This window comes from Salinicola sp. MIT1003, assembly GCF_001858555.1.
Taxonomy (GTDB): domain Bacteria; phylum Pseudomonadota; class Gammaproteobacteria; order Pseudomonadales; family Halomonadaceae; genus Salinicola; species Salinicola salarius.
In genome coordinates, this window is record NZ_MCAP01000013.1 from 1 (window position 1) to 25,126 (window position 25,126).

General features: G+C 63.4%; 23 protein-coding genes. 5 read left to right on the plus strand and 18 right to left on the minus strand.

What is annotated here, in order from left to right; translation table 11 throughout:
* The first annotated feature begins 735 nt into the window (after positions 1 to 735).
* From BC443_RS07720 to BC443_RS07730, 3 genes are all read left to right on the plus strand, one after another.
* On the plus strand, positions 736 to 1,470 hold the full coding sequence (locus BC443_RS07720) for an amino acid ABC transporter substrate-binding protein (RefSeq protein ID WP_071231277.1): 735 nt from the start codon (positions 736 to 738) through the stop codon (positions 1,468 to 1,470).
* An 89-nt stretch (positions 1,471 to 1,559) separates the two neighbouring features.
* Positions 1,560 to 2,234 (plus strand): amino acid ABC transporter permease, encoded by a 675-nt coding sequence (locus tag BC443_RS07725; RefSeq protein ID WP_071231278.1) that lies wholly within the window; start codon positions 1,560 to 1,562, stop codon positions 2,232 to 2,234.
* A complete protein-coding gene (locus tag BC443_RS07730) occupies positions 2,231 to 2,977 on the plus strand; it encodes an amino acid ABC transporter ATP-binding protein (protein WP_071231279.1) in 747 nt (248 codons plus the stop codon). Before BC443_RS07725 ends, BC443_RS07730 begins: the two co-directional genes overlap by 4 nt.
* Before the next feature lie 99 nt (positions 2,978 to 3,076).
* On the opposite strand, the gene BC443_RS07735 is transcribed toward BC443_RS07730, so the two are convergent.
* Positions 3,077 to 4,561: a sodium:solute symporter family protein gene (locus BC443_RS07735; RefSeq protein ID WP_071231280.1), complete on the minus strand. Its 1,485-nt coding sequence runs from the start codon at positions 4,559 to 4,561 to the stop codon at positions 3,077 to 3,079.
* On the minus strand, positions 4,551 to 4,781 hold the full coding sequence (locus tag BC443_RS07740) for a hypothetical protein (RefSeq protein ID WP_071231281.1): 231 nt from the start codon (positions 4,779 to 4,781) through the stop codon (positions 4,551 to 4,553). Before BC443_RS07740 ends, BC443_RS07735 begins: the two co-directional genes overlap by 11 nt.
* Positions 4,782 to 5,004: 223 nt before the next feature.
* Between BC443_RS07740 and BC443_RS07745 the strand changes: the two genes are divergently transcribed.
* A complete protein-coding gene (locus BC443_RS07745; protein WP_071231282.1) occupies positions 5,005 to 5,823 on the plus strand; it encodes a DUF1206 domain-containing protein in 819 nt (272 codons plus the stop codon).
* Positions 5,824 to 5,984: 161 nt separating this feature from the next.
* On the opposite strand, the gene BC443_RS07750 is transcribed toward BC443_RS07745, so the two are convergent.
* The 14 genes from BC443_RS07750 to BC443_RS07815 form a co-directional block, all read right to left on the minus strand.
* Positions 5,985 to 6,590 (minus strand): HupE/UreJ family protein, encoded by a 606-nt coding sequence (locus tag BC443_RS07750; RefSeq protein WP_071231283.1) that lies wholly within the window; start codon positions 6,588 to 6,590, stop codon positions 5,985 to 5,987.
* A gap of 31 nt (positions 6,591 to 6,621) precedes the next feature.
* Positions 6,622 to 7,284 carry an urease accessory protein UreG gene (gene ureG / locus BC443_RS07755; protein ID WP_071231284.1) on the minus strand — a complete coding sequence of 221 codons (663 nt, stop codon included), beginning with the start codon at positions 7,282 to 7,284 and terminating at the stop codon, positions 6,622 to 6,624.
* A gap of 86 nt (positions 7,285 to 7,370) precedes the next feature.
* On the minus strand, positions 7,371 to 8,048 hold the full coding sequence (locus BC443_RS07760) for an urease accessory UreF family protein (protein ID WP_071231285.1): 678 nt from the start codon (positions 8,046 to 8,048) through the stop codon (positions 7,371 to 7,373).
* Between the two features lie 13 nt (positions 8,049 to 8,061).
* Entirely contained in the window at positions 8,062 to 8,622 is a 561-nt protein-coding gene (ureE, locus tag BC443_RS07765; protein ID WP_071231286.1) for an urease accessory protein UreE, read from the minus strand.
* Between the two features lie 95 nt (positions 8,623 to 8,717).
* Positions 8,718 to 10,424: an urease subunit alpha gene (gene ureC, locus BC443_RS07770; RefSeq protein ID WP_071231287.1), complete on the minus strand. Its 1,707-nt coding sequence runs from the start codon at positions 10,422 to 10,424 to the stop codon at positions 8,718 to 8,720.
* Positions 10,424 to 10,762 carry an urease subunit beta gene (locus BC443_RS07775; RefSeq protein ID WP_071231288.1) on the minus strand — a complete coding sequence of 113 codons (339 nt, stop codon included), beginning with the start codon at positions 10,760 to 10,762 and terminating at the stop codon, positions 10,424 to 10,426. Before BC443_RS07775 ends, ureC begins: the two co-directional genes overlap by 1 nt.
* Positions 10,763 to 10,927: 165 nt before the next feature.
* Positions 10,928 to 11,230: an urease subunit gamma gene (locus tag BC443_RS07780; protein WP_071231289.1), complete on the minus strand. Its 303-nt coding sequence runs from the start codon at positions 11,228 to 11,230 to the stop codon at positions 10,928 to 10,930.
* A 147-nt stretch (positions 11,231 to 11,377) separates the two neighbouring features.
* Positions 11,378 to 12,316 carry an urease accessory protein UreD gene (locus BC443_RS07785; protein WP_071231290.1) on the minus strand — a complete coding sequence of 313 codons (939 nt, stop codon included), beginning with the start codon at positions 12,314 to 12,316 and terminating at the stop codon, positions 11,378 to 11,380.
* Positions 12,313 to 13,008 carry an urea ABC transporter ATP-binding subunit UrtE gene (gene urtE / locus BC443_RS07790; RefSeq protein WP_071231291.1) on the minus strand — a complete coding sequence of 232 codons (696 nt, stop codon included), beginning with the start codon at positions 13,006 to 13,008 and terminating at the stop codon, positions 12,313 to 12,315. Before urtE ends, BC443_RS07785 begins: the two co-directional genes overlap by 4 nt.
* On the minus strand, positions 13,008 to 13,865 hold the full coding sequence (urtD, locus tag BC443_RS07795) for an urea ABC transporter ATP-binding protein UrtD (RefSeq protein WP_071231292.1): 858 nt from the start codon (positions 13,863 to 13,865) through the stop codon (positions 13,008 to 13,010). The genes urtE and urtD overlap by 1 nt, the downstream gene beginning before the upstream one ends.
* On the minus strand, positions 13,862 to 14,953 hold the full coding sequence (urtC, locus tag BC443_RS07800; RefSeq protein ID WP_071231293.1) for an urea ABC transporter permease subunit UrtC: 1,092 nt from the start codon (positions 14,951 to 14,953) through the stop codon (positions 13,862 to 13,864). The genes urtD and urtC overlap by 4 nt, the downstream gene beginning before the upstream one ends.
* Positions 14,950 to 16,584, minus strand: a complete 1,635-nt coding sequence (gene urtB / locus BC443_RS07805) for an urea ABC transporter permease subunit UrtB (RefSeq protein ID WP_071231294.1) — start codon at positions 16,582 to 16,584, stop codon at positions 14,950 to 14,952. Before urtB ends, urtC begins: the two co-directional genes overlap by 4 nt.
* A gap of 92 nt (positions 16,585 to 16,676) precedes the next feature.
* Entirely contained in the window at positions 16,677 to 17,996 is a 1,320-nt protein-coding gene (gene urtA / locus BC443_RS07810; RefSeq protein WP_071231295.1) for an urea ABC transporter substrate-binding protein, read from the minus strand.
* 483 nt (positions 17,997 to 18,479) lie between these two features.
* The gene (locus BC443_RS07815) at positions 18,480 to 20,282 is read right to left on the minus strand and encodes an acyl-CoA dehydrogenase C-terminal domain-containing protein (RefSeq protein WP_071231296.1); all 1,803 of its coding nucleotides are present in this window, start codon (positions 20,280 to 20,282) and stop codon (positions 18,480 to 18,482) included.
* A gap of 422 nt (positions 20,283 to 20,704) precedes the next feature.
* On the opposite strand from BC443_RS07815, the gene BC443_RS07820 reads away from it, so the two are divergent.
* Positions 20,705 to 22,336 carry a BCCT family transporter gene (locus tag BC443_RS07820; protein WP_071231297.1) on the plus strand — a complete coding sequence of 544 codons (1,632 nt, stop codon included), beginning with the start codon at positions 20,705 to 20,707 and terminating at the stop codon, positions 22,334 to 22,336.
* Positions 22,337 to 22,432: 96 nt separating this feature from the next.
* Here BC443_RS07820 and BC443_RS07825 read toward each other — a convergent pair whose 3' ends face one another.
* Together BC443_RS07825 and BC443_RS07830 are read right to left on the minus strand one after the other, a co-directional pair.
* Entirely contained in the window at positions 22,433 to 23,155 is a 723-nt protein-coding gene (locus BC443_RS07825; protein ID WP_071231298.1) for a 3'-5' exonuclease, read from the minus strand.
* Complete coding sequence (locus BC443_RS07830; protein WP_071231299.1) at positions 23,155 to 25,116, minus strand: DUF294 nucleotidyltransferase-like domain-containing protein; 1,962 nt, start codon at positions 25,114 to 25,116, stop codon at positions 23,155 to 23,157. Before BC443_RS07830 ends, BC443_RS07825 begins: the two co-directional genes overlap by 1 nt.
* Between the last annotated feature and the right edge of the window lie 10 nt (positions 25,117 to 25,126).

The following is a 25,126-nucleotide window of genomic DNA, read 5'->3' on the forward strand; positions in this document are numbered from 1 at the left end:
AGAGATGGCGATAGCAGTAAGTCATGGCAACACCGTACCTGATGGCTCACGTGTTGCACTTGGTCATTGAGACCGCCAAGCCACACCGGCATCGAGAAAGAGTTGGAGAGAAGAGAGAATCCTCTGAAGAGGATCGAGCCTCCTTGGAGAAGAAAACCGACGGAAGGACGCCGGCTTTCGGGACACCTGCCTAAACGAGTGCCATGGAACTCAATGCCAGAGGCGAAAGAGACCATGCAACACTTTCGCCAGCCATGCGCCAACCCTTCCTGAGCGATCCTGAGCCTTTCGGCTCGTTCCTTGGCCCATGCCACTAACCAACGCCGAGCGCAAGTCCCTTGGTCACGTCCCTGCAGCAGCCTTCACAGAAAGAACTGGGCAAATGTTAGATCAATACATTACAGACAGCAAAGATCAGTACAGATTGTTTCACCGCAATCTCTCGCGGGGCGTCACGCGAGGGCTCGCCGATTCATCCGATCGCCTCGCTTGTCTGCTCTCTGGGTCCGTAGAATGGAGCCATAGTCTATGATCCTAGGTATAGATGCCCATAGACGGTCCCATAGCCCCAAACGAATGGGCATATAAATTATTTTTCTTATTACCAAAATTGAAATTCCGCTATCCTGCCGTCACTGGATTCAACCAATGACGCTGATTCATTCACCCTCTTCTCTCCGTCAAGGATCTGCTCACATGCCAAAACGACCCTCTCAAATTCTCCCATGGCGCCGAATGGCGCTGGCTCTGGCACTAACCTCCCTGAGTGCTATGACGGCTCAAGCGGATACGCTGCGAGTCGGCATGTCGGGCAGTTATTACCCGTTCACCTACGTCGAACAGGACAAGCTCAAGGGCTTCGAAGTCGACCTGATGAACGCGATCGGCGAGATCACCGGCGACGATGTCCAGTTCGTGACCGCCAGCTTCTCCGGGCTGGCCGGCATGCTGGACTCCAGGCGGATCGATACCATCGCCAACCAGATCACCATCACGCCGGAACGCCAGGAGAAATATCTCTTCAGCGAACCTTATGTCTATGATGGTGCCCAGATCGTGGTCCGCAAGGGTAACGATGCCATCCACGGCGTCGAGGACCTCAAGGGCAAGACGGTCGCGGTCAATCTCGGTTCCAACTACGAGCAGTTGCTCAACGAGCTTCCCTATGCCGATGACATCACGATCAAGACTTACGACTCCAATATCGAGCAGGACGTTGCCCTGGGGCGTGCCGACGCCTTCGTCATGGATCGTGTCAGCGCTTCTCAGGTGATCAAGGACAAGCCATTGCCGCTACAGCTGGCCGGCCAGCCTTTTTCCAAAATCGAGAACGCCTATCCGTTCCGTGACGACGAGGCGGGAGAGGCACTGAGGAACCGCATCAACGACGCCTTGGCCCAGTTGCGCGACAGCGGCAAATTGAGCCAACTTTCTCAGAAATGGTTCGGGAACGACATTACCCAGCCCTGACCGAATCTCGCATCGACGGCCCATGACGCTGACCGGCGTCATGGGCTTTTCCGTTACCCAAGGTCGCCAAGCGCGGAGCACCAAGCCCTATGCACGCACTCGATTTCGACTACATGCTGGGCCTGGTGCCCATTCTTCTCGGTTATCTGCCACTGACCCTTGCCATGGCGGCCGCCGGCATGGCCTGTGCGCTGGTACTGGCGTGCCTGCTGGCGATCGTAAGGGTGACCCGTATTCCCGGCCTCAACGCCGTTGCGCTGCTGTTCATCTCGTTCTTTCGCGGCACGCCGCTGCTGGTTCAGCTGTTCCTGTTCTACTACGGGCTGCCCCAGGTACTGACCTTCCTGGTCGCGATCAACGGCATCACCGCCACCATTCTCGGTCTGACGCTCCATTTCTCCGCCTACATGGCGGAGTCGATCCGCGCCGCCATCGTGGGTATCGACCGAAGCCAGACCGAAGCGGCGCTCTCCATCGGCATGACACGTGCACAGCTGATGCGAAGGATCGTGCTGCCACAGGCGACCCGTGTCGCCACGCCGACACTGATGAACTACTTCATCGACATGATCAAGTCGACATCGCTGGCCTTCACCCTCGGCGTCACCGAGCTGATGGGGGCGACCCAGAAGGAAGCCGCTGGCAGCTTTCTCTACTTCGAGGCCTTCCTGGTGGTCGCGGTGATCTACTGGATCGTGGTCGAGGCACTCTCCTGGGTGCAAAAATGGCTGGAACAACGACTCAACCGGGCGTATCAGCGATGATCGAACTCAAGGGCATTCGCAAGCAATTCGGCGACCATGTCGTCTTCGACGACATCGATCTCGCTCTCGAGCGCGGCGAGATCATCGTCATCGTCGGCCCCTCCGGAACCGGCAAGTCCACCCTGCTGCGCTGCATCAACTTTCTCGAGACGCCCGATGCCGGCCATCTGACCGTTGGCGATCTCAGCTTCGACGCGACGCAGGCGACCCGTGAACAGATCCTCGCGCTGAGACGGCGCACGGCGTTCGTGTTCCAGAACTATGCGCTGTTCGCCAACAAGACCGCGCTGCAGAACATCGCCGAGGGCATGATCGTGGTCGACGGCATGCCCAAGGCCAAGGCCTACGCCAGAGCCCGCGAGATTCTCGAGCGCATCGGCCTGGCCGACAAGGCCGATGCCTATCCCGCCTCGCTCTCCGGCGGCCAGCAACAGCGCGTGGGCATCGGCCGGGCGATGGCGGCCAACGCCGACGTGATCCTGTTCGACGAGCCGACCTCCGCGCTGGATCCGCAATGGGTGGAGGAAGTACTGGGACTGATGAAGCAGCTCGCCGCGGAACATCAGACCATGATCGTCGTCACTCACGAGATGCAGTTCGCCCGTGAGGTCGCCGATCGCGTGGTATTCATGGACCAGGGCCGCATCATCGAGCAGGCACCGCCGGCGGAATTGTTCAGCCGGCCCAGGGACGAGCGCACGCAACGGTTTCTGCGCAAGATTCTGGCGACGAACGTCGTCTGATCGACGCTCGCCGCCAGCGGGATCAGCGCGGCGAAGGCGATCTAGAAAGCGTTGGCGCGCTGATGGCAGAAAATCGCCGGGAGCGATTTTCGACGCCGCCTAGCGGCGTCCCGAAGGGAGCCTGCCAGGGATGGCAAGCTCAAAGAAGCGCTCCACCACGTCGTCTCTCACCGGCGGCGTCAGGCAGGAGACGATCACGAACAGGGGCAGGTTGATCATCAACCCCCAGAACCCGGCGTGAATGCCGAGCGGATTGGGCCAGACCAGGGTGAACGCCAGCGTCACGCTGAACCCGCTCAAGATCCCGGCCAGCACGCCCCACCGTGACGCGCGGGTCCACAGGAACATGCCGATGAAGGCCGGCAACACTTGCGTCGCGAACCCCAGCCCCACCAGCAGGATCATGATCAGATTGCTCGGCTCGCTGATCGCCACCGGCGCCACGATCAACGCCATGATGGGAATCAGCAAGCGACGAGCGAGGCGCGCGGTGGCCGCATCGCCGAGGCGAAACAGCGGCTGAGCGATATCCTTGGCATAGGCCATCGATACCGAATGCAGAAACGGCTCGCAGGATGACATGGCAGCGGCCAGCGTTCCCGCGCCCAGCAGACCCACCAGCCAGCTCGGCAGGTTCTGCAGCGCGAATTCGAGCGCCACGGTATCGGCCCGGCCCAGATTGGGGAGCGCGGTGATGCCGATGAAGCCCACCACCACCATCGGCAGCACGACGATATAGTAGGTCGGCAGCCAGGTCGCGCTGCGCCGGATCGTGTCGGCCGAACGCGCGCTCATCCACTGGCTCCAGACCGGCGGCATGAACGAGAGCATCGAGACGATGATCGACGTGGTCCAGAACGCGAAACTCATCTTGCCATCGGCCCCCGGCAGGGTCAGAAACGCCGGCCGTTCGGCAGCCAGGCGCTCGAAGACGCTTGCGAACCCCATCTCGCCGGTAGCGTGATGAGCCGCCCACAGCCCGACCGTCCAGGCCACGACCAGCATCAGGATGCCCTGAAAGGCGTTGGTCAGGCCGATGGCCCGCTGACCGCTGACATAGAGATAGATCGCGATGACACTCAGAATCACGATCACGCCGGCCCAGACCGGGATCCGCCCACCGCTCATCACCGACAGGATATAGGCGGACCCTATCGTCTGGAGCACCGCATAGGCCAGCGAGCCGATCGACATCACCAGGGCCGCCAACCCGCCGAGCAGCGGACTCTGGTAGCGGTCGGCGATCGCCGCGCCCTGGGTGACATGCCCGAAACGCTGGCCGAAGGCCCACACCTTGGGGCCGCAATACCATGCCACCAGCGCCAGATAGGAGAGATAGATCACCACGTAGAAGACGGCAACGCCCTTGCTGTAGGCCCAGCCGGGCGCGCCCATGAAGGTGTAGGCGCTGATGCTGCCCGCCGCGATCAGCAGATAGAGCGTTATCGGCCCCATGCTTCGCCCGGCAACGCCCCACTCCTCCAGGCTATCCATCAGGTGCCCGCCACGGGCGCGCAACCCGATGAACAGCGCAACGCCGATGTACCCCAGGGTGATCCACAGCGGCAACAGACTAGTCGTCATGTGATGGCACCCGCAACCAGCGATTGGCGAGGAGCATGGCCAGCCAGCACCCCAGCACGATCACGTAGGTCCATATTGCGAGCCAGGGCAGCCCCAGCCATAGCCGCGGCTGGTTGAACCAGCCGATCACCGGCCACAGCCCCAGAGCGATCAGCGCCACGAACGCCAGGGTCAGGATCCATCCCTTACCCGAACGTGGGCGGACGACATAATGTTTCATCGATGTGTCTAGCCTTTGCAAAGTCTGGCCTGTGAAGAATCTGGCCTTTGAAGAGTCTCGTCTTTGAAGGGTCTCGCCTTCGAGGAGACTCGTCCCTGAAGTGTCTGGCGCCGCAAGTCCGAAGCGCCATAGAATCATACCGCACCGAGCGTTGAGGCCCGGCCGCCGTATCGCGAAGCCATTTTCTCTTCTAGGCTAGTAGCGCTCAATCATAGGGAACGGCATGAAAAGGATTCACTTCAGCCTGCGCGAGTGGCTGCAACATACCGCATCGGCAGGCTATGTCGCCAAGGGAATCATCTACCTGACGATCGGTTGGCTGGCGCTACTCACCACGATAGGACTTGGCGGCAGCGAAAGTGGCGCTTCGGACGTCATTCGCAAAATCGCGCTGTGGCCGTTCGGACGCGTGCTGCTGGCGCTGATGGGCCTGGGGCTCACCGCTTACGTCCTGTGGCGTCTGGCCCAGGCGTTCTGGGATACCGAGCGCAAGGGCAACGACTGGAAAGGCTGGCTTCAACGGCTGGGGTTCGCGATCAGTGGCGGCCTCTATGCCACGCTGGCCTGGCAATGTGCCACGCTGATCTTTCACAGCCTTTCCCAGTCCCAAGGCAGCGGATCCTCCCAGAACACCGAACGGCTCATGGGAATTCCGGGCGGCCGCTGGCTGCTGCTGGCCATCGGCCTCGTCTTCGTCGGCGTCGGTTTCCATCAACTGGTGCGCGCCTGGCGACGCGCCTATCGCAAGAACTGGCATCTGCAAAGCCGACCCAACCCACCCCTACCCCTGCTCGAGGCCATCGCCCGGCTCGGCCTGGCGGCCCGCGGTGTCACCTTCCTGCTGATCGGTGGGCTGCTCGCACTAGCTGCGTGGCGTCTCTCGCCCGGCGACGCGCAAGGTCTCGGCGCGGCCCTGGACCTGCTGGCTCATCAGCCCTTCGGCGACTGGCTTCTGGGCGCCGTGGCCGTCGGCCTCATCGCCTATGGCGGCTACTGTTTCATCAATGCCGGCTACCGCCGGGTACGTCATCCGCGGCACTGATCGATCATCACGAAGCGCGCGGCTCCGGAACGACCGGCCGAAGATCGAAGGCAACCGGGTTCAATAGAGAAAGCCGCCCAAGTCGGGCGGCTTCCAGAGGCTGGGACCCGAAGGCCCCAGAGAACTGTTCCGTTTCTGATACGACGCGGCTCGGCCGACAATCAGCCCAGCATCAGCGCACCGCCGGCGGCGGCGATAGCGGCACCGATACCGCGCATCCAGCGGTTGTCGCGCTGCATCAGCCAACTGCCGGTCAAGCGACCCAGCAGCGTGATACCCACACTGGCGATGACGAAGCCGAGCGCATAGAGCGCCGCCGACGCGCCCGGTGCGAGCTCGCTGCCGTGGGCGTGGCCGTGCAGCAGGATGAACGCGAAGACCAGCGTTCCGCCCAGCGCGCTGGGGAGCTTGACCAGACTGGCCAGCAACACCCCTGCCAGCAGAACGCTGGAGGCGATACCGAACTCGATGCCCAGCAGCGGCACGCCACCCCAGGCGAGCCCGGCACCGGCGACCATGCCCAGCGCAATCAGCAGCGGCATGGCACGGCGCAGTGCGGATGCCTGACGGCAGCTCCACAGCCCGACCGCCAGCATGGCGAGCAGATGATCGAGGCCGGACAGCGGATGCATCAGGCCGGCCAGAAAGCTGCCGCCGTGGGTGTGCGGCAGCGCGCCGGGGTGCGCCATGGCCGCCGAGGCAGCCAGCATCGCCACCGGCGCGGCCAGCCAGGCCAGACGTCGAGCAGTGAGGGTGGATGACATCATGATGATTCTCCTTGAATGATACGGACGCAAGTCAGTTGGCGCTCAGCAACGCCTGATCCTCGATGGCTCGGCACGCCTCACTGCGTCGATCCGGCAGCATGCCGCGATCGAGAATGAAACGAACGATCGTCTCGACACCGACGCCGTCGTGCAGATTGGTGAATACGAAAGGACGTTCGCCGCGCATCTTCTTGGCGTCGCGCTCCATCACCTCGAGCGACGCGTGAACGTAATCGGCAATATCGATCTTGTTGATGATCAGCAGATCCGACTTGGTGATGCCCGGCCCGCCCTTGCGTGGAATCTTGTCGCCGGCGGAGACGTCGATCACGTAAAGCGTCAGGTCCGACAGTTCGGGACTGAACGTGGCGGCCAGGTTATCGCCGCCGGATTCCACCAGCACCAGTTCCAGCGCGGGATGGCGCGAGTGAAGGTCATCGATGGCCGCCAGATTCATCGAGGCATCCTCGCGAATCGCGGTATGCGGGCAACCCCCGGTTTCCACGCCGATGATGCGGTCCGCGGCCAAGGCATCGTGGCGCAGCAGGAAATCGGCATCCTCGCGGGTATAGATATCGTTGGTCACCACGGCGATATCGTAGTGCTCGCGCAGCGCCAGACAGAGCTGCTTGAGCAGCGCAGTCTTCCCGGAGCCTACCGGACCGCCGACACCGACGCGTAAACAGTGCTTCATCTTGTTGCTCTCCTATTCCCTTCACCTTCAACTGCTGTCTCGTCCGAAGACGCTGAATGAATCGCGGTATTCGGACGGCGTCTTCGTCAGCTGCGGAACAGCCGTGAATACTGGGTCTCGTGCAGCGCGCTTGCCAGCGCCAGGCCCGGCAGGGCCGGACCCAGCTCGGCATCCATTAGCCGATTGGCCGTTTCGACGGCACCGGCCAGTTCGGGCCGAAGCCGCTCGATGAGCCGCTGCGCCGCCGTCTGCCCCAATGGCAGCGCCTTGCAGGCAGCCGCCAGCTGGTTTTCCAGCCATGCCCAGGCAAAGCCGAGCTGGGCATCCTCCACGGCAATGCCGCGCCGATGGGCCAGCCAGGCGAACAGCGTGACGTAGGCCGGGCGCTGCGGTAACCAGCCGGAAGCCGGCAACAGATCGAGATCATCCAGCAGGCGGGCCAGCGCCTGCCCCAGACGCAGGTCTTCCTCTGCCAGCTCGGCGGTCTCGCGGTTGGCCTGGAGCCAGTCGTTCCAGTACTGCAGCGACTCGTGATCTCCCACCGTCCAGGCGGCCTGAAGCCGAGCCAGAACCGGCAGCTCACATGACGTCAGACCATCTTCCAGCACGCCGGACAACCACGCATCCAGACTCTCTTCGTCGCTCACCCAGCCCAGTTCGAAGGCGCTCTCGAGACCTTGTGACCAGGCAAAGGCACCGATCGGCAAGGCCGGACTGACCAATTGCATCAATCCCATCAGCGCCAGCGGATCACGTTCACGCATCGGCTACCACCGCTCAATGCTCATGGTTATGACCATGACGGTGGGCCAGGTGTGGCTGGAGGTCGTAGACCTGCCCATGGCCGTCCGCGGGATCGTGATGATGACCATGATCGTGCCCATGTCCGTGACCGAGACCCTCGGCGTAGGCGCCCGGCTCGGGATCGAACGGCGCCTTGTGTCGCTCCAGCGTCGCGCCCAGTCTCGTGGCCAACGCCTCGAGAACATGATCCGGCGGAAAGCGTACCCAGCCGCCCCCTTCGCCGTGGCCGATCGCCAGTTGCACGTGCCGGTTACCCAGGTGATAACAGAGCCGGGCCAGCGCCAGGCCGGACGGGACCGATGCCGTCACGACAGACTCATCGGCGGCCCGGATGGCGACGATCTCGCCGGTTTCGGCGCGCAGCAGCGCCCCATCCCGCAGCACCGGTCCGCGATCCAGAAAAATGCCGATCTCGCGCCCGCCATTGCTGATCGCCTTCAACCGTCCCCGCATTCGCAGTTCGAACGGTAGCGTTACGCTGTCGAGGGCCTCGGCGTCGGACGTCGCCTCCAGCCGTTCAATCAATTTCCACATGTCTGTTCGCCTCATGAAGGCCAATACCGGGCACCCGGAATAACCAGACGATAGATAATCGAAAAAGTGCCCTGGCCGACGGTTGAATATCCCACTCAAAAAAGATGATAACGCTGCGCCAGCGGTAGTTCGGTCGCCGGTTCGCAGGTCAGCAGCTCGCCGTCGGCACGCACTTCGTAGGTTTGCGGATCGACGGTGAGATGCGGGCAGGCATCGTTGAGCTTCATGTCCCTCTTGCGCACGCCCCGTACCTGCCTGACCGCAACGAGCTCGCTCTCCAGCCCCAGCCTTGCCTTGATCCCGGCATCCAGCGCCGCCTGACTGACGAAGCTCAAGCGGGTCGCACTGGCGGCCTTGCCGAAAGCGCCGAACATCGGCCGATAGTGTACCGGTTGCGGTGTCGGAATCGACGCATTGGCATCCCCCATCGGTGCGGCCGCGATCATGCCGCCCTTGATGATCAGCGCCGGCTTCACGCCGAAGAATGCCGGGCTCCACAGCACCAGGTCCGCCAGCTTGCCGACTTCGACGGATCCCACTTCGTGGCCGATGCCATGGGTCAGCGCCGGGTTGATAGTGTATTTGGCAATGTAGCGTCGAGCACGGAAATTGTCTGCGCCCAGCGCTTCGTCTTCCGGCAGCAGGCCACGCTGCACCTTCATCTTGTGGGCAGTCTGCCAGGTGCGGCAGACCACTTCGCCGACCCGCCCCATCGCCTGCGAATCGGACGAAATCATCGAGATCACGCCCATGTCGTGGAGGATGTCCTCGGCGGCGATGGTCTCGCGGCGAATGCGCGAATCGGCGAAGGCCACGTCTTCGGGAATGTTCGGGTCGAGATGGTGGCAAACCATCAGCATGTCGAGATGCTCGTCGATGGTATTGACCGTATACGGCCGGGTCGGATTGGTCGACGACGGCAGCACGTAGTCCTTCGAGCAGGCGGTGATGATATCGGGCGCATGGCCGCCGCCCGCGCCTTCGGTGTGGTAGGTGTGAATACCGCGTTCCTTGAACGCGGCGATCGTGTCCTCGACGAAGCCGGATTCGTTGAGCGTATCGGTATGGATCGCCACCTGGACATCGTATCGTTCCGCCACGCTCAGGCAATTGTCGATCGACGCGGGAGTGGTGCCCCAGTCCTCGTGCAGCTTGAGCCCGATCGCACCGGCGACGATCTGCGCTTCCAGGGCTTCGGGCAGGCTGGCGTTGCCCTTGCCGAGCAGGCCGATGTTCATCGGCAGGGTATCGACCGCCTGCAGCATCTTGCCCAGATGCCATTCGCCCGGCGTACAGGTGGTAGCATTGGAGCCGGTGGCCGGCCCGGTACCGCCGCCGAGCATCGTGGTGACGCCGCTCATCAGCGCCTCTTCCACCTGCTGCGGGCAGATGAAATGGATATGCGCGTCGATACCGCCGGCAGTCAGGATCTTGCCCTCGCCAGCGATGATTTCGGTGCCCGGACCGATGACGATGTCGACGCCCGGCTGCACGTCGGGGTTGCCGGCCTTGCCGATGGCGGCGATCCGGCCCTTCTGCAGGCCGACATCCGCCTTGACCACGCCCCACCAGTCTAGAATCAGGGCATTGGTGATGACCGTATCCATGACCGAATCGTCGTGTCGCTGGCTCTGTCCCATGCCGTCACGGATGACCTTGCCGCCGCCGAACTTGACCTCGTCGCCGTAGACGGTGGCATCGCGCTCGACCTCGATCCACAGTTCGGTATCGCCCAGGCGTACCCGGTCGCCGATGGTCGGGCCGTACATGTCGGCATAGGCTTGTCGGGTGATCTTGACCATCAGTTGATACCCCCGTCGTTTTCAGCGGACCCATCCAGCAAGCCCATGACGTCGCCACGGAAACCGTAGATGCGGCGTTCGCCGACGTAGGGCACCAGCGTTACCTCACGGGTCTGTCCCGGCTCGAAGCGAATCGCCGACCCCGCCGGCACATCGAGACGGTAACCCCGGGCCCTGGCGCGATCGAAGGTCAACGCCGGATTGGTTTCGGCGAAGTGATAGTGAGAGCCCACCTGCACCGGCCGGTCACCGGTATTGGCCACCGCCAGCGTGAGCGTCTCGAGACCGGCATTGAGCTCGATCTCGCCGTCCTGAATCTGCATTTCACCGGGAATCATGCTTACCGTCCTTCTTGTTTACTAAACCGCAGTGACCGAGGGAATGAGCGAGCGAAGGCCAGACAAGGCGAATCTCGGCGAGCCAGCGGAGTTGACTGGGTGCTCAATGAGCATGGGGAGCCGAGATTCAACGCGGTATGGCCGAGCGCAGCCATTCCAGTGCGCTTAGACGATGGGATCGTGAACGGTTACCAGTTTCGTCCCATCGGGGAAGGTCGCCTCGACCTGCACTTCATGAATCATCTCGGCGACACCGTCCATGACGTCCTCGCGGGTCAGGATCTCGCGACCGAAGCTCATCAGCTCGGCCACGCTGCGCCCGTCACGCGCCCCTTCAAGAATCTCGAAGCTGATCAGCGCCATCGCCTCCGGGTAGTTGAGCTTGAGCCCACGGGCCCGGCGCCGTTCCGCCAGCTGCGCGGCGCTGAACAGCAGCAGCTTGTCTTTGTCTCGGGGTGTCAGTTCCATATCGATGTCCTGTCTGTAAGCTACGAGCTACGAGCTACGAGCTACGAGCTACGAGCTACGAGCATTGCAATGATGCGCCGGCTTCAGGCAGCGCAAACGACAGCGTCGGGCTGCTTCGACCAGTATCCGTCGCCGTCGGCATGATGACTACGTGTACCAGATCCGCGGTTCGCACGCCTCGCGGCCGACCAGTAGCGGCCTGAGCACATGCCAGGCCGCCTGGCAAAGCGCCCACGCTTCATTGCGCGAATCGCCGAGATAACGCAGCAGCAGCACGCCATGACGCTGGGTCACGGCCCAGTTCGGGCTTGCCGACAGCGCGTCTCGCACCGCTTTCACCGCCTGGCTCGGATCCGTCAGGCCGGCTGCCCACAGTGTCGCCTGGACCGTCGCGCCGCCCTGCCCCCACCGCCCCGAAAAGCGCCGGTGCAGCGGGTCCAGCGGTTGCCGCTCGAGCCATAGCGGCCGACCGTCGTGAAGCAATTGAAAGCGCTGCTCGATGCGACCGCTCTCGAACGGGAGAGCGCTGGCCGGACGCCCCAGCGCCATGATCTCCCACCCCAGGCAGCGCGCATTGCCCGTCAGCGAGATCTCGGTGCGCTGTTCCCCTTTCGAACCGTCGAAGGCGATCGTTTCCTGGGGCAGCCACTCCAGCAACCCGCCATCCTCGACCTCGAGCCGGTTGGTCTGGGACCAGACCACGCCGTGACTGTCCGCCCGATAGAGCTTGGTCGCCGCCGGCGTGGTCAGCACGGCATGCGCCGAAGCCTCGACGTTCACGTCGATCTTGAGGGCATCGCCGCTGACCAGTCCCCCCGGCGGATGCAGCAGGTAGACATGGCACGGATCGGCCAGCCCGGCCCGGGGCGATTCCGGATAGAACGACCGCTGCACCCGCAAGGGGCCGTGATGTCGCGCTCGGGTCAATCGCGTGCGCCTCATTGGCGCCGCGCCGTTGGATGCCGCGTCCATGGTGCGAACCGCAAACGCGAGCGACAGCGACGCCTCCCAACGCCGGGTCGCATCGAACCGGTGCCCCGAATCGGCGGGGGCCGCCTGCCAGTGGCATGAAGGATCTACCGTCATACAGTCAGATGTCGCTTGATCAGGTCGTCGCTCAGTTCGGCGATATCGCCACCGGCCACCGCCTGGCCACGATCCATGATCATGAACCTGTCGGCGTACCGCCGGGCGAAAGGCAGTTTCTGCTCGACCAGCAGCACGGTCAGGCCATCCTCGCGATTGAGACGCCGGATGACTTCGCCGATCTGCGCGACGATGTTGGGCTGAATGCCCTCGCCCGGCTCGTCGAGGATCAACAGCCTGGGGTCGAGCACCAGCGCCCGACCGATCGCCAATTGCTGCTGTTGGCCGCCGGAGAGGTCGCCACCGCGACGATAGCGCATCTCCCTGAGCACCGGGAACAGCTCGTAGATACGCTCGGGAATCCGGCGCTGCCTGTCTCTTCTCGCCGGCAGGCCGATGCGCAGGTTCTCCTCGACCGAAAGGGTGGCGAAAATCTGACGCCCCTGGGGCACATAGCCGATCCCCAAGCCCGCCCGCGCTTCGGGTCTTCGCTTGAGCAGTTCCTCGCCGTCGAAGCGAATCGCCCCGCTGCGCGCCGCCACCTCGCCCATCACCGTCTTGAGCAGCGTCGTCTTGCCGACGCCGTTGCGTCCCATGACGCAGGTACAGCGGCCGGCGGGCACCTCGAGCGACAGGTCGCGGAGGATGTGACTTTCGCCGTAGTACTGATTGAGCTTGTCGACGCTCAGCATCAGGCCGCCTCCTCGTCGCCGCCGAGATAGACCTCGATCACCCGCGGGTCGCTGGCGACCTCGTCCATGGTCCCTTCCGCCAGCACACTGCCCTGGTGGAGCACCGTGACCTGCCTGGCGATCGAACGCACGAAGCCCATGTCGTGTTCGACGACGACCACCGACTGCTGGCCTGCGAGGCGCGTCAGCAACTCGGCGGTGCGGTGCATCTCCGGCTCGGTCATGCCGGCGACGGGCTCGTCCACCAGCAGCAGGCGGGGCCGCTGCATCAGCAGCATGCCGATCTCGAGCCACTGCTTCTGCCCGTGCGACAGCACGCCGGCCAGGCGATGCCGCGCCGAGGCCAGGCCGATGGTCTCGAGCACCTCGTCGATACGCGCTTGGCCTTCCCGGTCGAGACGAGCCAGCAAGGTCTTCCAGACCCGTCGGTCGCCGGCCATCGCCAGTTCCAGGTTCTCGGTCACGTCGAGTGCCTCGAAGACCGTGGGCTTCTGGAACTTGCGGCCGATTCCCAGATTGGCGATCTGCGGTTCGTCCAGCGTCAGCAGATTGTGGCGGCTGCCGAACCAGACCTGGCCGTGATCCGGCCGGGTCTTGCCGGTGATGATGTCCATCATCGTCGTCTTGCCGGCCCCGTTGGGGCCGATGATGCAGCGCAGCTCGCCGTCATCGATGGTCAGGTTGAGCCGATTGATGGCCTGGAAGCCGTCGAAGCTGACGCTGACGTCCTCCAGGTAGAGAATCGGGCCGTGGCGCACGTCCACCGGAGACTGCGCCGGCGCCATGAAGTCGAAAACACGATCCGGACGGGCGAACTCCCGCAACCTGTCGAAGCGAGTGCTATCGATCACGCTCATGCGCTTACCTCCTGTCGATCCTGCTCTTCTCCATCGCGACGCTTCCCGCGCCAGGCCGAGATCACCCCGGCAATGCCCTGCGGCAGCAGCATCGTGACCAGCACGAACAGTCCCCCGAGAATGAACAGCCAGGCATCCGGCATCACCCCGGTCAGTACCGTCTTCAGGTAATTGACCACCAGCGCCCCCAGCAGCGCGCCATAGAGCGTCGCCCGCCCGCCGAGCGCCACCCATACCACCACCTCGATCGAGAACAGCGGCGCGAAGGTACTGGGATTGATGATCCCCACCTGGGGAACGTAGAGCGCACCGGCCACCCCGGCGATCATCGCCGAGACCACGAATAGCGCCAGCTTGACGTGGTCGACCCGGTAGCCGATGAAGCGCACCCGGGCCTCGGCATCGCGGGTCGCCACGCTGACCCGGCCAAGGCGTGACACCGTGATCGCTCGACACAGCCAGAACGCCAGCAGCACTGCCATGCCGGACGCCACGAACAGCGCCACGGTCATCCCTTCGCTCGCGAGCGAAAAGCCCAGCAGTTCATAGAAACGCGTCAGCCCGGTACTGCCGCCCATGCCCATCTCGTTGCGATTGAACGCCAGCATCAGCGCGAAGGTCAGCGCCTGGGTGATGATCGAGAAGTAGACCCCGGTCACCCGCGAGCGAAACGCCAGCCAGCCGAATACCAGCGCCAGCAGACCCGGCGCCAGCAGGATCGCCAGTGCCGCCACCGGGAAGTAGGCCATGATCGACTGCCAGCCGGGCAGCGGTGAGGTCTGCGCGTTGAGATAGAGCCCCATCGCATAGCCGCCCAGGGCAAAGAAGGCGCCATGTCCCAGGCTGAGAATGCCGAGATAGCCCCAGATCAGATCCACTGCCAGCGCCAGCAGCATGTAGGTGAAATACTTGCCAAGCAGCGATACCGTCGCGTTGCTGACGTGCCAGACGCTCGATTCCGGCAAGGCGTTCAATACCAGCACCACCAGCATGCCGACGATCAGCACCAGGCTGGTCAACAGCGTCGAGCGGGAAAGGAACGCCTGACGCGACCGATCACGTTCGTGCAATAAGGTTTGGGTCGTCATGAGGTCCGCCCCTTGGGTGCAAAGATGCCCTGCGGGCGCTTCTGGATGAACATGATCACGCCGACCAGCACGATGATCTTGGCCAGTACCGCGCCGACCCAGGGCTGCAGCACCTGATTGATCACGCCGAGCGACATGCCGGCCACCAGTGTTCCCCACAGGTTGCCGACCCCGCCGAAGACCACGACCAGGAAGGAGTCGACGATATAGCCCTGCCCCAGGTTGGGGCCGACGTTGGTCAACTGGGACAGGGCGACCCCCGCCAGCCCGGCGACGCCAGCACCCAGCCCGAACGTCAGCATGTCGACACGGGTGGCACGTACGCCCATGGCGCGGGCCATCGCCCGGTTCTGGGTTACCGCACGCACCTCCAGCCCCAGCCGGGTATAGCGCATCAGCGCCCACAGGCCGGCAAAGACCACCAGGCAGAACAGCAGCACCGCCAGCCGGTTGAGGGTCAACGACAGCGCCTCGTTGATCTGCCACGCCCCTTGCAGCCAGTCCGGCGAGGTGACGCGACGATTGAGCGGCGAGAACACGCTGCGCACCAGCTGCTGCAGGATCAGGCTGAGGCCGAAGGTGGCCAGCAGCGTCTCCAGCGGACGGCCTTTCAGGAAGCGAATCACGGTGCGTTCGATCACCACCCCGAACGCACCGGCAACCAGGAAGCCGCCGGGAATGGCCAGCGCCAGCGCCAGTCCCGGCTGCCCCGGTAGTGCCTGCTGGATCAGCCAGGTGGTATAGGCGCCGATCATGATCAGCTCGCCATGGGCCATGTTGATCACGCCCATGACGCCAAAGGTGATCGCCAGACCGATCGCCGCCAGCACCAGAATCGAACCGGCACTGAGGCCGAAGAACAGCGTCTGTGCACGGTCGTACCAGGCGCGCTTGCTCTCGATGCCGCCAAGGACCGACTGCGCCTCGGCGGCGAGCTCGGAATCACCGGCGGCGATCGGGGTCAACGTGTTGCGCACCCGCGTATCGAGATTGCCGCGCAGGGTTTCTAACGCGTCGATATCGCCTTGCTGGACATCGTAGAGCGCCAGCGCGACATCGAGCTGGCCGCGAACGGATTGGCTCTCCTCGTCGTCGCGCATGGCGCGAACGCTATCGGCGTTGTCGGCCGTGACTTCGCCGATCATACGCCCGGCGGCCGCCAGCCGAGAGGCCTCGTCGCCGGCACTCAGGGAGAGCGAGGCCAGCAGCCCCTGGATACGGGTGCGCAGATCGTTGTTGATCTTGAACGCCTCGACCGTGCGTCGTGTGCCGGTACCGGCGTCCTCGAACGTGATGGCATCGATGATCGGCCACTCGCGGCCGCTGTCATCGGTGATGATGTAGAAACGCTCGCCGCGACGCTCCTTGCCCAGGCGGCCGTCGAGCAGTGCCTGCAGCCAGCGCGTCTTCTGCTCGGCGCCGCTCTCGGCGATCGCCTGGGCGGCGTCGCCCTTGGCCTGGAAGCTGCGCGTGTCGAGCGCTTCCAGCAGCGCTCGGGCCTGCGCATCACTGACAGCGGCCGCCGCCGTCTGGCTAACGGAAAGGCCCCATGCCATCAGCAGGCACAGCAGCACGGAATGCATCAGCAGGCGCGTCAGACAACGGCCTGCCAAGTGTTGAGTCTTGATCATGTTCGTTCCTCGACACCGCCCTTTCGGTGCGGTGTCCGCCCCAGGTTCTGCTCGATGCCGCCGGCGCCCGTTCGAGCGCCGGCGGCCTGGCTTCATTCGGCGCCCGGGCCGTCTTCGCAGGTCATCGACTCGACGTCGAGCTTGCCGCAGCGCAGCGGTGCTCTCCAGTCGCTGATCAGGTTCTTGGAGTCCGGCAGGTAGTCCGACCAGGCATCGCCGGCAACCGTCGTCGGCGTCTGCCAGACCACGCTGAACTGCCCGTCGTCCTGGATCTCGCCGATCATCACCGGCTTGGTAATGTGGTGGTTGGGCATCATGGTGGAAGCGCCGCCCGAGAGATTGGGCACGGTCACGCCGATGATCGAATCCTTGACCGCGTCGACATCAGTGGTCCCGGCCTTCTTGACTGCCTGGGCCCACATGTTGAAGCCGATGTAATGCGCCTCCATCGGATCGTTGGTCACCGCTTCGTCATTGCCGGTGTAGGTGACCCAGTCGTCGATAAAGTCATAGTTGGCGTCGCTGTCGACGCTCATGAAATAGTTCCACGCCGCCATGTGACCAACCAGCGGTGCGGTATCGATACCGGTCAGCTCCTGCTCGCCCACCGAGAAAGCCACCACAGGGATGTCGCCCGCCGAAATGCCCTGGTTGGCGAGTTCGTTGTAGAACGGTACGTTGGCATCGCCGTTGATGGTCGAGACGACGGCGGTCTTCTTGCCCTGGCTGCCGAAATCCTTGACCTGCGAGACGATCGACTGCCAGTCGCTGAAACCGAACGGCGTGTAGTTGATCATGATGTCGTCGCCGGCGACGCCGTTCGCCTTGAGATAGGCTTCGAGGATCTTGTTGGTGGTGCGCGGGTAGACGTAGTCGGTGCCCAGCAGCGCCCAGCGCTCGACGCCCTGGCTCATCAGGTAGTCGACGGCCGGAATCGCCTGCTGATTGGGTGCGGCGCCGGTGTAGAAGATATTCTCCGATGACTCCTCGCCTTCGTACTGCACCGGGTAGAACAGCAGCCCGTTGAGCTCCTCCACCACCGGCAGCACCGCCTTGCGGGATGCGGAGGTCCAGTTGCCGAAGATGACGTCGACGCGATCGTCGCCGGTCAGCATGTCGCGAGCCTGTTCGGCGTAGAGCGACCAGTCCGATGCCGGGTCCATCACCACCGGCTCGAGCTGGCGACCGAGCAGACCGCCAGCGTCGTTCTGCTTGTCGATCAGCATCAGCATTTCGTCCTTGAGCGTCGACTCGCTGATGGCCATGGTGCCGGAGAGCGAATGCAGAATGCCGACACGAATCGGGCCATTGTCCTGCGTCTGTTCCTGGGCAATGGCAGCACTACCGAAACCGGTCAGCCCCAGCGCGATGCTGGAACCGGCAATCAACTTGCGAAGGGAGGTTGTTGTCATTGGGTTCTCCTGGTCATGACCCTTGGTGATCGGCCTGATGTCGTGGATAGCCGTGCACCAGACGCGACTATCGATCGAAGAACCTTATGCATTTTTCGTGCCTTGATCGCCACCCTTGTGATTCTCGTATACAAAAAAGAGCGAAAAGCACGGTAAATTCCGTCAATGAGCCAGAAATTGGTGCAAACGAAATCCCTTGGGCAGCGCCAAATTGTCGTTAATGGTGCATTCACTGCCGAAGCTGCGCAGTCATTGCACCCTTTTTGAGCAAAAAGATAACGCCATTACGATTGGCGCTTCATGAGAGTGCATGGGGACATTGGCAGGCCGCCGAGGTCGGCTCGAAAAGTCCTCGAACCGACACAGCGATGAGACACGAAGCGGCGGCGCTCGGTGCGCGCCGCACGGCCAGGGTCGATGGGGACGGGATCGACGAAGCCGGGATTGGCGGGGCCGGGACAACCGGCAGAGAGGGTGGCAGAACTAGAACAGATGCCGATCCAGTGCCATCAGCCCTTCCGGGCCGGCAGCGATCTGACGCTCCAGCGACTCGTTTCGCGGCAACTGGCGCTCCAGGAAGTGCCGCCCCACGACCAGCTTCGCCTGATAGAAGTCTTTCCCGGCCGGGCCGTTCCCGGACAGACCGCGATGCGCCGCGCGGGCGGCCTTGAACCACATCCAGGCATAGAGCGCGTGGCCCAGCAGATGCAGATAATCGTGGGCCGCCGCGCCCGCGGCAGCCGGATCCTTCCCGGCGGCCTCGATCAGCGCGGCACTGACCCGCTCGAGCCTCTCCAGTTCACGCACCGCCGCCTCCCGGAATGGTTGTAGCGGCGACGCTTCGATATCCTCGCCGCCGCCGAGATCTTCCCGCATCCGCTCGGCGAGGCGCTTCACGTACGCCCCCCGGTTGCGCGTCAACTTGCGTCCGACCAGATCCATCGCCTGGATGCCGTTGGTACCTTCGTAGATCATCGCGATACGGGCATCGCGCACGTACTGTTCCGCGCCCCATTCGACGCAGTAACCGCTGCCGCCATAGAGCTGCTGCGCCTCCACCGTGGCCGCGAAGCCACGATCGGTCAGGAACGCCTTGGCTACCGGGGTCAATAACGCGATCAGATCCGCCGAGGCTTCGCGCACCTCGGCATCGGGATGGTATTTGGCGCGGTCGAGCTCGCTCGCCACGAACGCCGCGAACAGTCGCCCCCCTTCATTCCACGCACGGGCGTCGAGCGCCATGCGCCGCACGTCAGGGTGGACGAGAATCGGATCGGCAGTCTGGTCCGGCTCGGCAGCGCCGCCGGGCGCCCGGCTCTGGCGTCGCTCGCGGGCGAACGCCATCGCGCCCTGATAGGCCATCTCGCCCAATCCCAGCCCCTGGAGGCCGATCGAAAGCCGCTCATAGTTCATCATGGTGAACATCGTCGCCAGCCCCTGGTGCGGCTCGCCGATCAGGATGCCTCTGGCCGCTTCGAAGTGCATGACACAGGTGGCGCTGCCCTTGATGCCCATCTTGTGTTCGAGGCCGCCACAAACCACACCGTTGGCACCGCCAAGCGAGCCGTCCTCCAGCACCTGTCGCTTGGGCACCAGAAACAGCGAGATGCCCTTGGCGCCTGCGGGCGCCTCCGGCAGCTTGGCCAGCACCAGATGGACGATATTCTCGGTCAGGTCGTGCTCGCCGCCGGTAATCCAGATCTTGCTGCCGGTAATGGCGTAGCCGCCGCTGCCATCGGGCACGGCGCGGGTCTTGATCAACCCCAGGTCGGTGCCGCAGTGCGGCTCGGTCAGGCACATGGTGCCCAGCCACTCTCCGGCGTAGAGCCGCGGCAGGTAGAGCGCCTTGGCGGCCTCGTCGGCATAGGCATCGAGCAGTAGCCCGGCACCGTTGTTGAGCGCCAGGTAGAGGGCGAAGCTCGCGTTGCTGGCATAGAGCATTTCGTCGAAGGCCTGCGTCAGCAGCTTCGGCAGACCCTGCCCGCCATGGTCGGGATTGCCTCCCAGCCCGCACCAGCCGCCTCGGGCCAACTCGAGAAACGCCTCCCTGAACCTGGCCGGCGTCCTTACCTCGCCGCCTTCGAAGTGGCAGCCTTCGGCATCTCCTCGCTGGTTGAGCGGAAACAGCTCGGCCTCGACAAGACGCCCGGCCTCTTCGAGGATGGCATCGGCGAGTTCGGCGTTGAGTTCGGCGGTGGACGGCATCGCCTGCCATTCCTGCTCGGCATGGAATACTTCGTCGCGAACGAAGCGCATGTCTTCGAGCGGTGCACGATAATCGGCCATTGGAACTCTCCCGGCGGGCTTCAAACATTCGTTTCAATATGGCCATGACTATAAGGGAGAAGAGCGGCGGCCTTCACTCTGACCTTGGTCTAGACCTTTGCCTGAAAAGCGCCTGCGCTTATCGGCTTCCCATACTGCATCCGGCCTTCCCTCCCGTGCCGAACGCTGCCATTGGCGACGTCTTTCACCGTATCTGCGGCAGGAAGCGCTAAGATTACTTCGAGACGGTTGGAACGACCGACTTGATTCAGGATAATTGGCAACTTGCGTGTTCCCGCGGATACGTCAGACTGAGAGTTCTGCCCACCGGCCGAGCGCTCTCTGGCATGACGCCCGAACGACGCAAGGGAGCGCAAGGGATCGTCGCCATTCGCCACGCGAGTGCGACCTTGAATAGACTCATCAAAGAATGGAGACGGCTAGTGGCTCAAGACACCGACAATCAGCCGGATGCGCCGCAAGAAGGCATACCGGCACCCGAGGGTCCCGCCAATCTCATCGATACCGATTATGTGATTGGGCAGGACAATATCCAGACCAACAAGTTTGGTTTCAACGTCGATCTGCACGGCAAGGTCTTCTCGATCTCGTCGCTGCTGATTCTGTTTTTCGTCATCATCACGTTGGCGCTGCCGGATCAGATGGGCCCGCTGTTCAACGGGGCGAAAGGCTTTTTGACCGACAACCTGAGCTGGCTGTTCCTGTTCGCCGCCAATATTTTCGTGCTGGTTTCCGTCGTACTGATCTTCACACCGCTGGGTAAGGTGAGAATCGGTGGCCTGCATGCCAAACCGGATTTCAGCTATGCCGGCTGGTTTGCCATGCTGTTCGCAGCGGGCATGGGTATCGGGCTGATGTTCTACGGCGTCTCCGAACCGATCACGCACTTCGGCACGTCCATTTCCGGTGATTCCTGGGCACCGCTGGGGGGCGCAGAAGGCGATCAGGCCGCCGCGCAATCCCTGGCCATGGCTGCCACCATCTTCCACTGGGGCCTGCATCCGTGGGGCATCTACGCGGTCGTCGCGCTGTCGCTGGCTCTCTTTTCCTTCAACAAGGGCCTGCCGCTGACCATGCGCTCGATCTTCTACCCGATTCTGGGTGAGCGGATCTGGGGCTGGCCGGGTCACGTCATCGACATCCTGGCGGTGTTCGCCACGCTGTTCGGCTTGGCGACGTCTCTGGGTCTCGGTGCTTCCCAGGCCTCCGCCGGCCTCAACTACCTGTTCGGCATCCCCAATACCGACGTGACCATGGTGCTGCTGATCATCGGTATCACGCTGGTTGCGCTGACGTCGGTCATGCTGGGTGTCGACAAGGGCGTCCAGCGCCTATCGCAGATCAACATGGGCCTGGCCTTCCTGCTGCTGCTGTTCGTGATCATCGTCGGCCCGACGCTGCTGATCGCTACCGGCTTCTTCGAGAACATGGTGTCCTACATCACGAACCTGCCGGCGCTCTCCAACCCGTTCGGCCGTGACGATACCAACTTCGTCCATGGCTGGACCGCCTTCTACTGGGCCTGGTGGATCTCCTGGTCACCGTTCGTCGGCATGTTCATTGCCCGCGTCAGCCGGGGTCGTACGGTGCGCGAGTTCCTGATCGCCGTGCTGCTGGTGCCCACCGTCGTTTCCGTTCTGTGGATGACGGCTTTCGGTGACACCGCGATCGACCAGCTTGCCAACCAGGGCTTCGAAGGCGTCAAGAATGCCGCGCTGGAGCTGCAGCTGTTCACCATGCTGGGCCAGCTGCCGCTGACGACGATCACCTCGTTCGTCGGCATCATTCTGGTCATGGTGTTCTTCATTACCTCCTCCGACTCCGGCTCGCTGGTCATCGACTCGATCACTGCCGGCGGCAAGGTCGACGCACCGAAGCCGCAGCGCGTGTTCTGGGCGCTGATCGAAGGTGCCATTGCCATCGCGCTACTGCTGGGCGGCGGATTGACGGCACTGCAGGCCGCGGTCATTGCTACCGGCCTGCCGTTCACCATCGTTCTGCTGGCCGCATGCTATGCGATCATTCAGGGGCTGCGTTCCGAACCCCGCTATTGATGGCATCGTAGACGGTGAATCGAAAAAAGCGGGCGGCTCATGGAGCCGCCCGTTTTGCGTTGAAGTCTCGTTATCCCCTTCCCGGCTCGTGCCGGCCTACCGCCATAGCGCGCTGACCGGCGTGCCCCAATCGTAGTGATAGAGAATCTGGGCCTGCAGCAGTTCCGCCGTGGCCAGCGAGTCCACCAGAGCGTGGTGCCCGGTATAGGCGGGAAGATGGTAGCGCTGGCGACTCTCGTGAAGACGAATCGAGGCCATGGGCCGCCCCGCCCAGCGCCGCAGCCTGGCCCACCAGGACTGGCGATGAATCCGTGCTTCCAGCGACATGGTGTCGATCATCGGCATCAGCAGGCCATCGCCCAGCCGTTCCCGAATCGCGGCATCGAGGAAAGTCCGCTCCAGCTGGCGATAGTGCACCACGACCAGCCGGCCGGCGAGCAGGGCCAGCAGCTCGTCGATGATCGAGGCAAAATCGGGGGCATCCGCCACTTCCGCGTGGGTGATGTGATGAAAGGCCACCGATTCATCGCTCAACTGGCGCCGCGGCGACAATACCCAGTACTTGCCATCCGCGGGACGGATTCGCGACAGGGTGAACGGCATCACGCCGACACTGACGATGTCGTGACGGCTGCCGTCCAGGCCGGTGGTCTCGAAGTCCATGGCCACCAGCGGCGCCTCGCCGATCGGCATGTCGGGGTCCAGCGTACCCTGCGCGAAGAAGCTGGCCAGCCGCGGCACACCGGTCTGTTGCGCGCGGGCTGCCATGTAGTCGGGCCAGTTCGGCCGAGAGCTTCCGTTCGAGCCCAGGCGCGGCATCAGCGACGACTCCGGGACGAGGCCTTGCCGCCCGACTGGGCAGCACCCTTCGACGCCCCCTGCCTGGACGGCATGGTGTAGCGGAAGGAGAGAAATTTCTGGGCGTTGCTGATCGCTTCGAAGGCATCCTTGAGATGATGACGCTCACGGCTGTCGATGTTTTCCGGATCGATGCTGTTGTCGGGCTCGGCGCCCCGCTCGATCGCATCGGCCTGATGGCGAATGCGCACCATCGACATGAATTCGAAGGCATAGCGTAGACGCTCGGTGACGCCATCCGCCAACAGCTTCGTCTGGGCGATATCGTCGAGACGAGCGAAGCTGTTCTGGGCTTTCGAACCGCAGGCCAGCGCATGGACGCGCACCAGATCCGTCAATGGCGCGGTGCCACGGCGCTTGAGATTGATCGACTTGCGGTGCTCGCCATCCTGCTCCATGACGAACTTGCGGAAGAAGCCCAGCGGCGGTGTCCGGTTCTTGGCATTGCGCGCCAACGCCGCGAGAAACACCGGGCGCTGAGGGGCCAGTTCGGCGATCAGATCCTGCAGCGACTCGACCATGGGCGCCTCGCCATGCACCGGGGCCAGGTCGAAGAAGATGGAGCTGTGCAGCAGCCGTTCGCCGTTGGGCTCGTCCATCCACTCGGTAAAATACTGCTTCCAGACCGCCAGCGGCTTTCGCCAGCGCGGATTGGTCGCCATCACGTCGCCCTTGCAGTACGGATAGCCGCAGGCGTCGAGGCCATCGCAGACGAACCTGGCCAGCGCCTCGAAATACTCTCCGTGCCGCTCGGGATCGTAGTCGTCATGGAGAACCAGCGCGTTGTCCTGGTCGGCATTGATGGTCGGCTCCTCCCGCGCCATCGACCCCAGTACCATGAAGCAGTAGGGTATCGGTGCCGGGCCCAGCTCGGCTTCCGCCAGCTCGATCAGGCGCTGCGTGAAAGCCCGGCCAATTGTTGCCAGCGCCCGGCAGACCATCTCCGAATTGGCGCCGTCGGCGACCATGCGCACAAACCCCGTGCGAACCTCGGGCGACAGCCTCGCAAGCTGTTCCGGCGTATTCTGAACGAAGATGTTGTTGACCAGAAACAGACTGCTGTGGGTCTCGTGACGAACGATATCGGAAAGATGCAGCACGCCGACCGGCTGGCGACGATGCAGCACTGGCAGATGGTGAACCTGGTTGCGCAGCATGCTCAGCATCGCTTCGTAGACCGACTCGTCGGACTGGGTCACGATCAACTTTCGCGACATCACCTCGCCCACTGCCGTGTCGGACGACTTGCCCTCCGCCAGCACGCGGGTGCAGAAGTCGCGATCGGTGAGAATACCGTTGAGCTGCCAGTATCGGCCGTCACGCCCGGTGAACGTATAAGCGGACTGCGTCTCGGTGACGTCCACCACCAGCACGCAGGTGACGTTGGCATCGCGCATCTGCCGGGCCGCCTGCTGCAGGGACGTGGAGGCTTCGACCATCTGCGGCTGCCGGCTGATCAACTTGCGCACCCGGGTCGTCATCAGGCCGCTGTCGTCGCGCTGCTGTTCCACCGTCACCTTGAGACGCTGGCCACCGGTCTCCACGAACTCGGCGAAGTCGTCGTCCTCTTCGCAGATCGTCTCGAAGACATCGCCGGGGATGAAATAGATCAGCGTGTCCTCGATCGCGCTGACCGGGTAGCGCACCCGGCGGTTGCTGCGCATCAGATCCGAGTAGCCGAAGATATCGCCCTCGCTCAGGCGATTGAAAAGCCGGCCACTGCGCTGATACATCTCGACCGCGCCGCTGCGGATGTACCACAGGGAGTCGATCGGCTGATCCTTGACCAGCAGCTCGCTGCCGGCCTGGAAGTAGCGAATCTCGACCTCGCCGGCAATGCGATCGAGCAACGCATCGGGGAGATTGTCGAACGGCGCGAACTGCGCCATATGGCTTCGGATATCCAACTGCTCAACGTTCATGCGCTCCTCC

Excerpts from the sequence above, each read along its gene's own strand:
- BC443_RS07720 (WP_071231277.1), top strand. The coding sequence starts at position 736 with ATGGCGCTGGCTCTGGCACTAACCTCCCTGAGTGCTATGACGGCTCAA.
- BC443_RS07725 (WP_071231278.1), top strand. The coding sequence starts at position 1,560 with ATGCACGCACTCGATTTCGACTACATGCTGGGCCTGGTGCCCATTCTT.
- BC443_RS07730 (WP_071231279.1), top strand. The coding sequence starts at position 2,231 with ATGATCGAACTCAAGGGCATTCGCAAGCAATTCGGCGACCATGTCGTC.
- BC443_RS07735 (WP_071231280.1), bottom strand. The coding sequence starts at position 4,561 with ATGACGACTAGTCTGTTGCCGCTGTGGATCACCCTGGGGTACATCGGC.
- BC443_RS07740 (WP_071231281.1), bottom strand. The coding sequence starts at position 4,781 with ATGAAACATTATGTCGTCCGCCCACGTTCGGGTAAGGGATGGATCCTG.
- BC443_RS07745 (WP_071231282.1), top strand. The coding sequence starts at position 5,005 with ATGAAAAGGATTCACTTCAGCCTGCGCGAGTGGCTGCAACATACCGCA.
- BC443_RS07750 (WP_071231283.1), bottom strand. The coding sequence starts at position 6,590 with ATGATGTCATCCACCCTCACTGCTCGACGTCTGGCCTGGCTGGCCGCG.
- ureG (WP_071231284.1), bottom strand. The coding sequence starts at position 7,284 with ATGAAGCACTGTTTACGCGTCGGTGTCGGCGGTCCGGTAGGCTCCGGG.
- BC443_RS07760 (WP_071231285.1), bottom strand. The coding sequence starts at position 8,048 with ATGCGTGAACGTGATCCGCTGGCGCTGATGGGATTGATGCAATTGGTC.
- ureE (WP_071231286.1), bottom strand. The coding sequence starts at position 8,622 with ATGTGGAAATTGATTGAACGGCTGGAGGCGACGTCCGACGCCGAGGCC.
- ureC (WP_071231287.1), bottom strand. The coding sequence starts at position 10,424 with ATGGTCAAGATCACCCGACAAGCCTATGCCGACATGTACGGCCCGACC.
- BC443_RS07775 (WP_071231288.1), bottom strand. The coding sequence starts at position 10,762 with ATGATTCCCGGTGAAATGCAGATTCAGGACGGCGAGATCGAGCTCAAT.
- BC443_RS07780 (WP_071231289.1), bottom strand. The coding sequence starts at position 11,230 with ATGGAACTGACACCCCGAGACAAAGACAAGCTGCTGCTGTTCAGCGCC.
- BC443_RS07785 (WP_071231290.1), bottom strand. The coding sequence starts at position 12,316 with ATGACGGTAGATCCTTCATGCCACTGGCAGGCGGCCCCCGCCGATTCG.
- urtE (WP_071231291.1), bottom strand. The coding sequence starts at position 13,008 with ATGCTGAGCGTCGACAAGCTCAATCAGTACTACGGCGAAAGTCACATC.
- urtD (WP_071231292.1), bottom strand. The coding sequence starts at position 13,865 with ATGAGCGTGATCGATAGCACTCGCTTCGACAGGTTGCGGGAGTTCGCC.
- urtC (WP_071231293.1), bottom strand. The coding sequence starts at position 14,953 with ATGACGACCCAAACCTTATTGCACGAACGTGATCGGTCGCGTCAGGCG.
- urtB (WP_071231294.1), bottom strand. The coding sequence starts at position 16,584 with ATGATCAAGACTCAACACTTGGCAGGCCGTTGTCTGACGCGCCTGCTG.
- urtA (WP_071231295.1), bottom strand. The coding sequence starts at position 17,996 with ATGACAACAACCTCCCTTCGCAAGTTGATTGCCGGTTCCAGCATCGCG.
- BC443_RS07815 (WP_071231296.1), bottom strand. The coding sequence starts at position 20,282 with ATGGCCGATTATCGTGCACCGCTCGAAGACATGCGCTTCGTTCGCGAC.
- BC443_RS07825 (WP_071231298.1), bottom strand. The coding sequence starts at position 23,155 with ATGCCGCGCCTGGGCTCGAACGGAAGCTCTCGGCCGAACTGGCCCGAC.
- BC443_RS07830 (WP_071231299.1), bottom strand. The coding sequence starts at position 25,116 with ATGAACGTTGAGCAGTTGGATATCCGAAGCCATATGGCGCAGTTCGCG.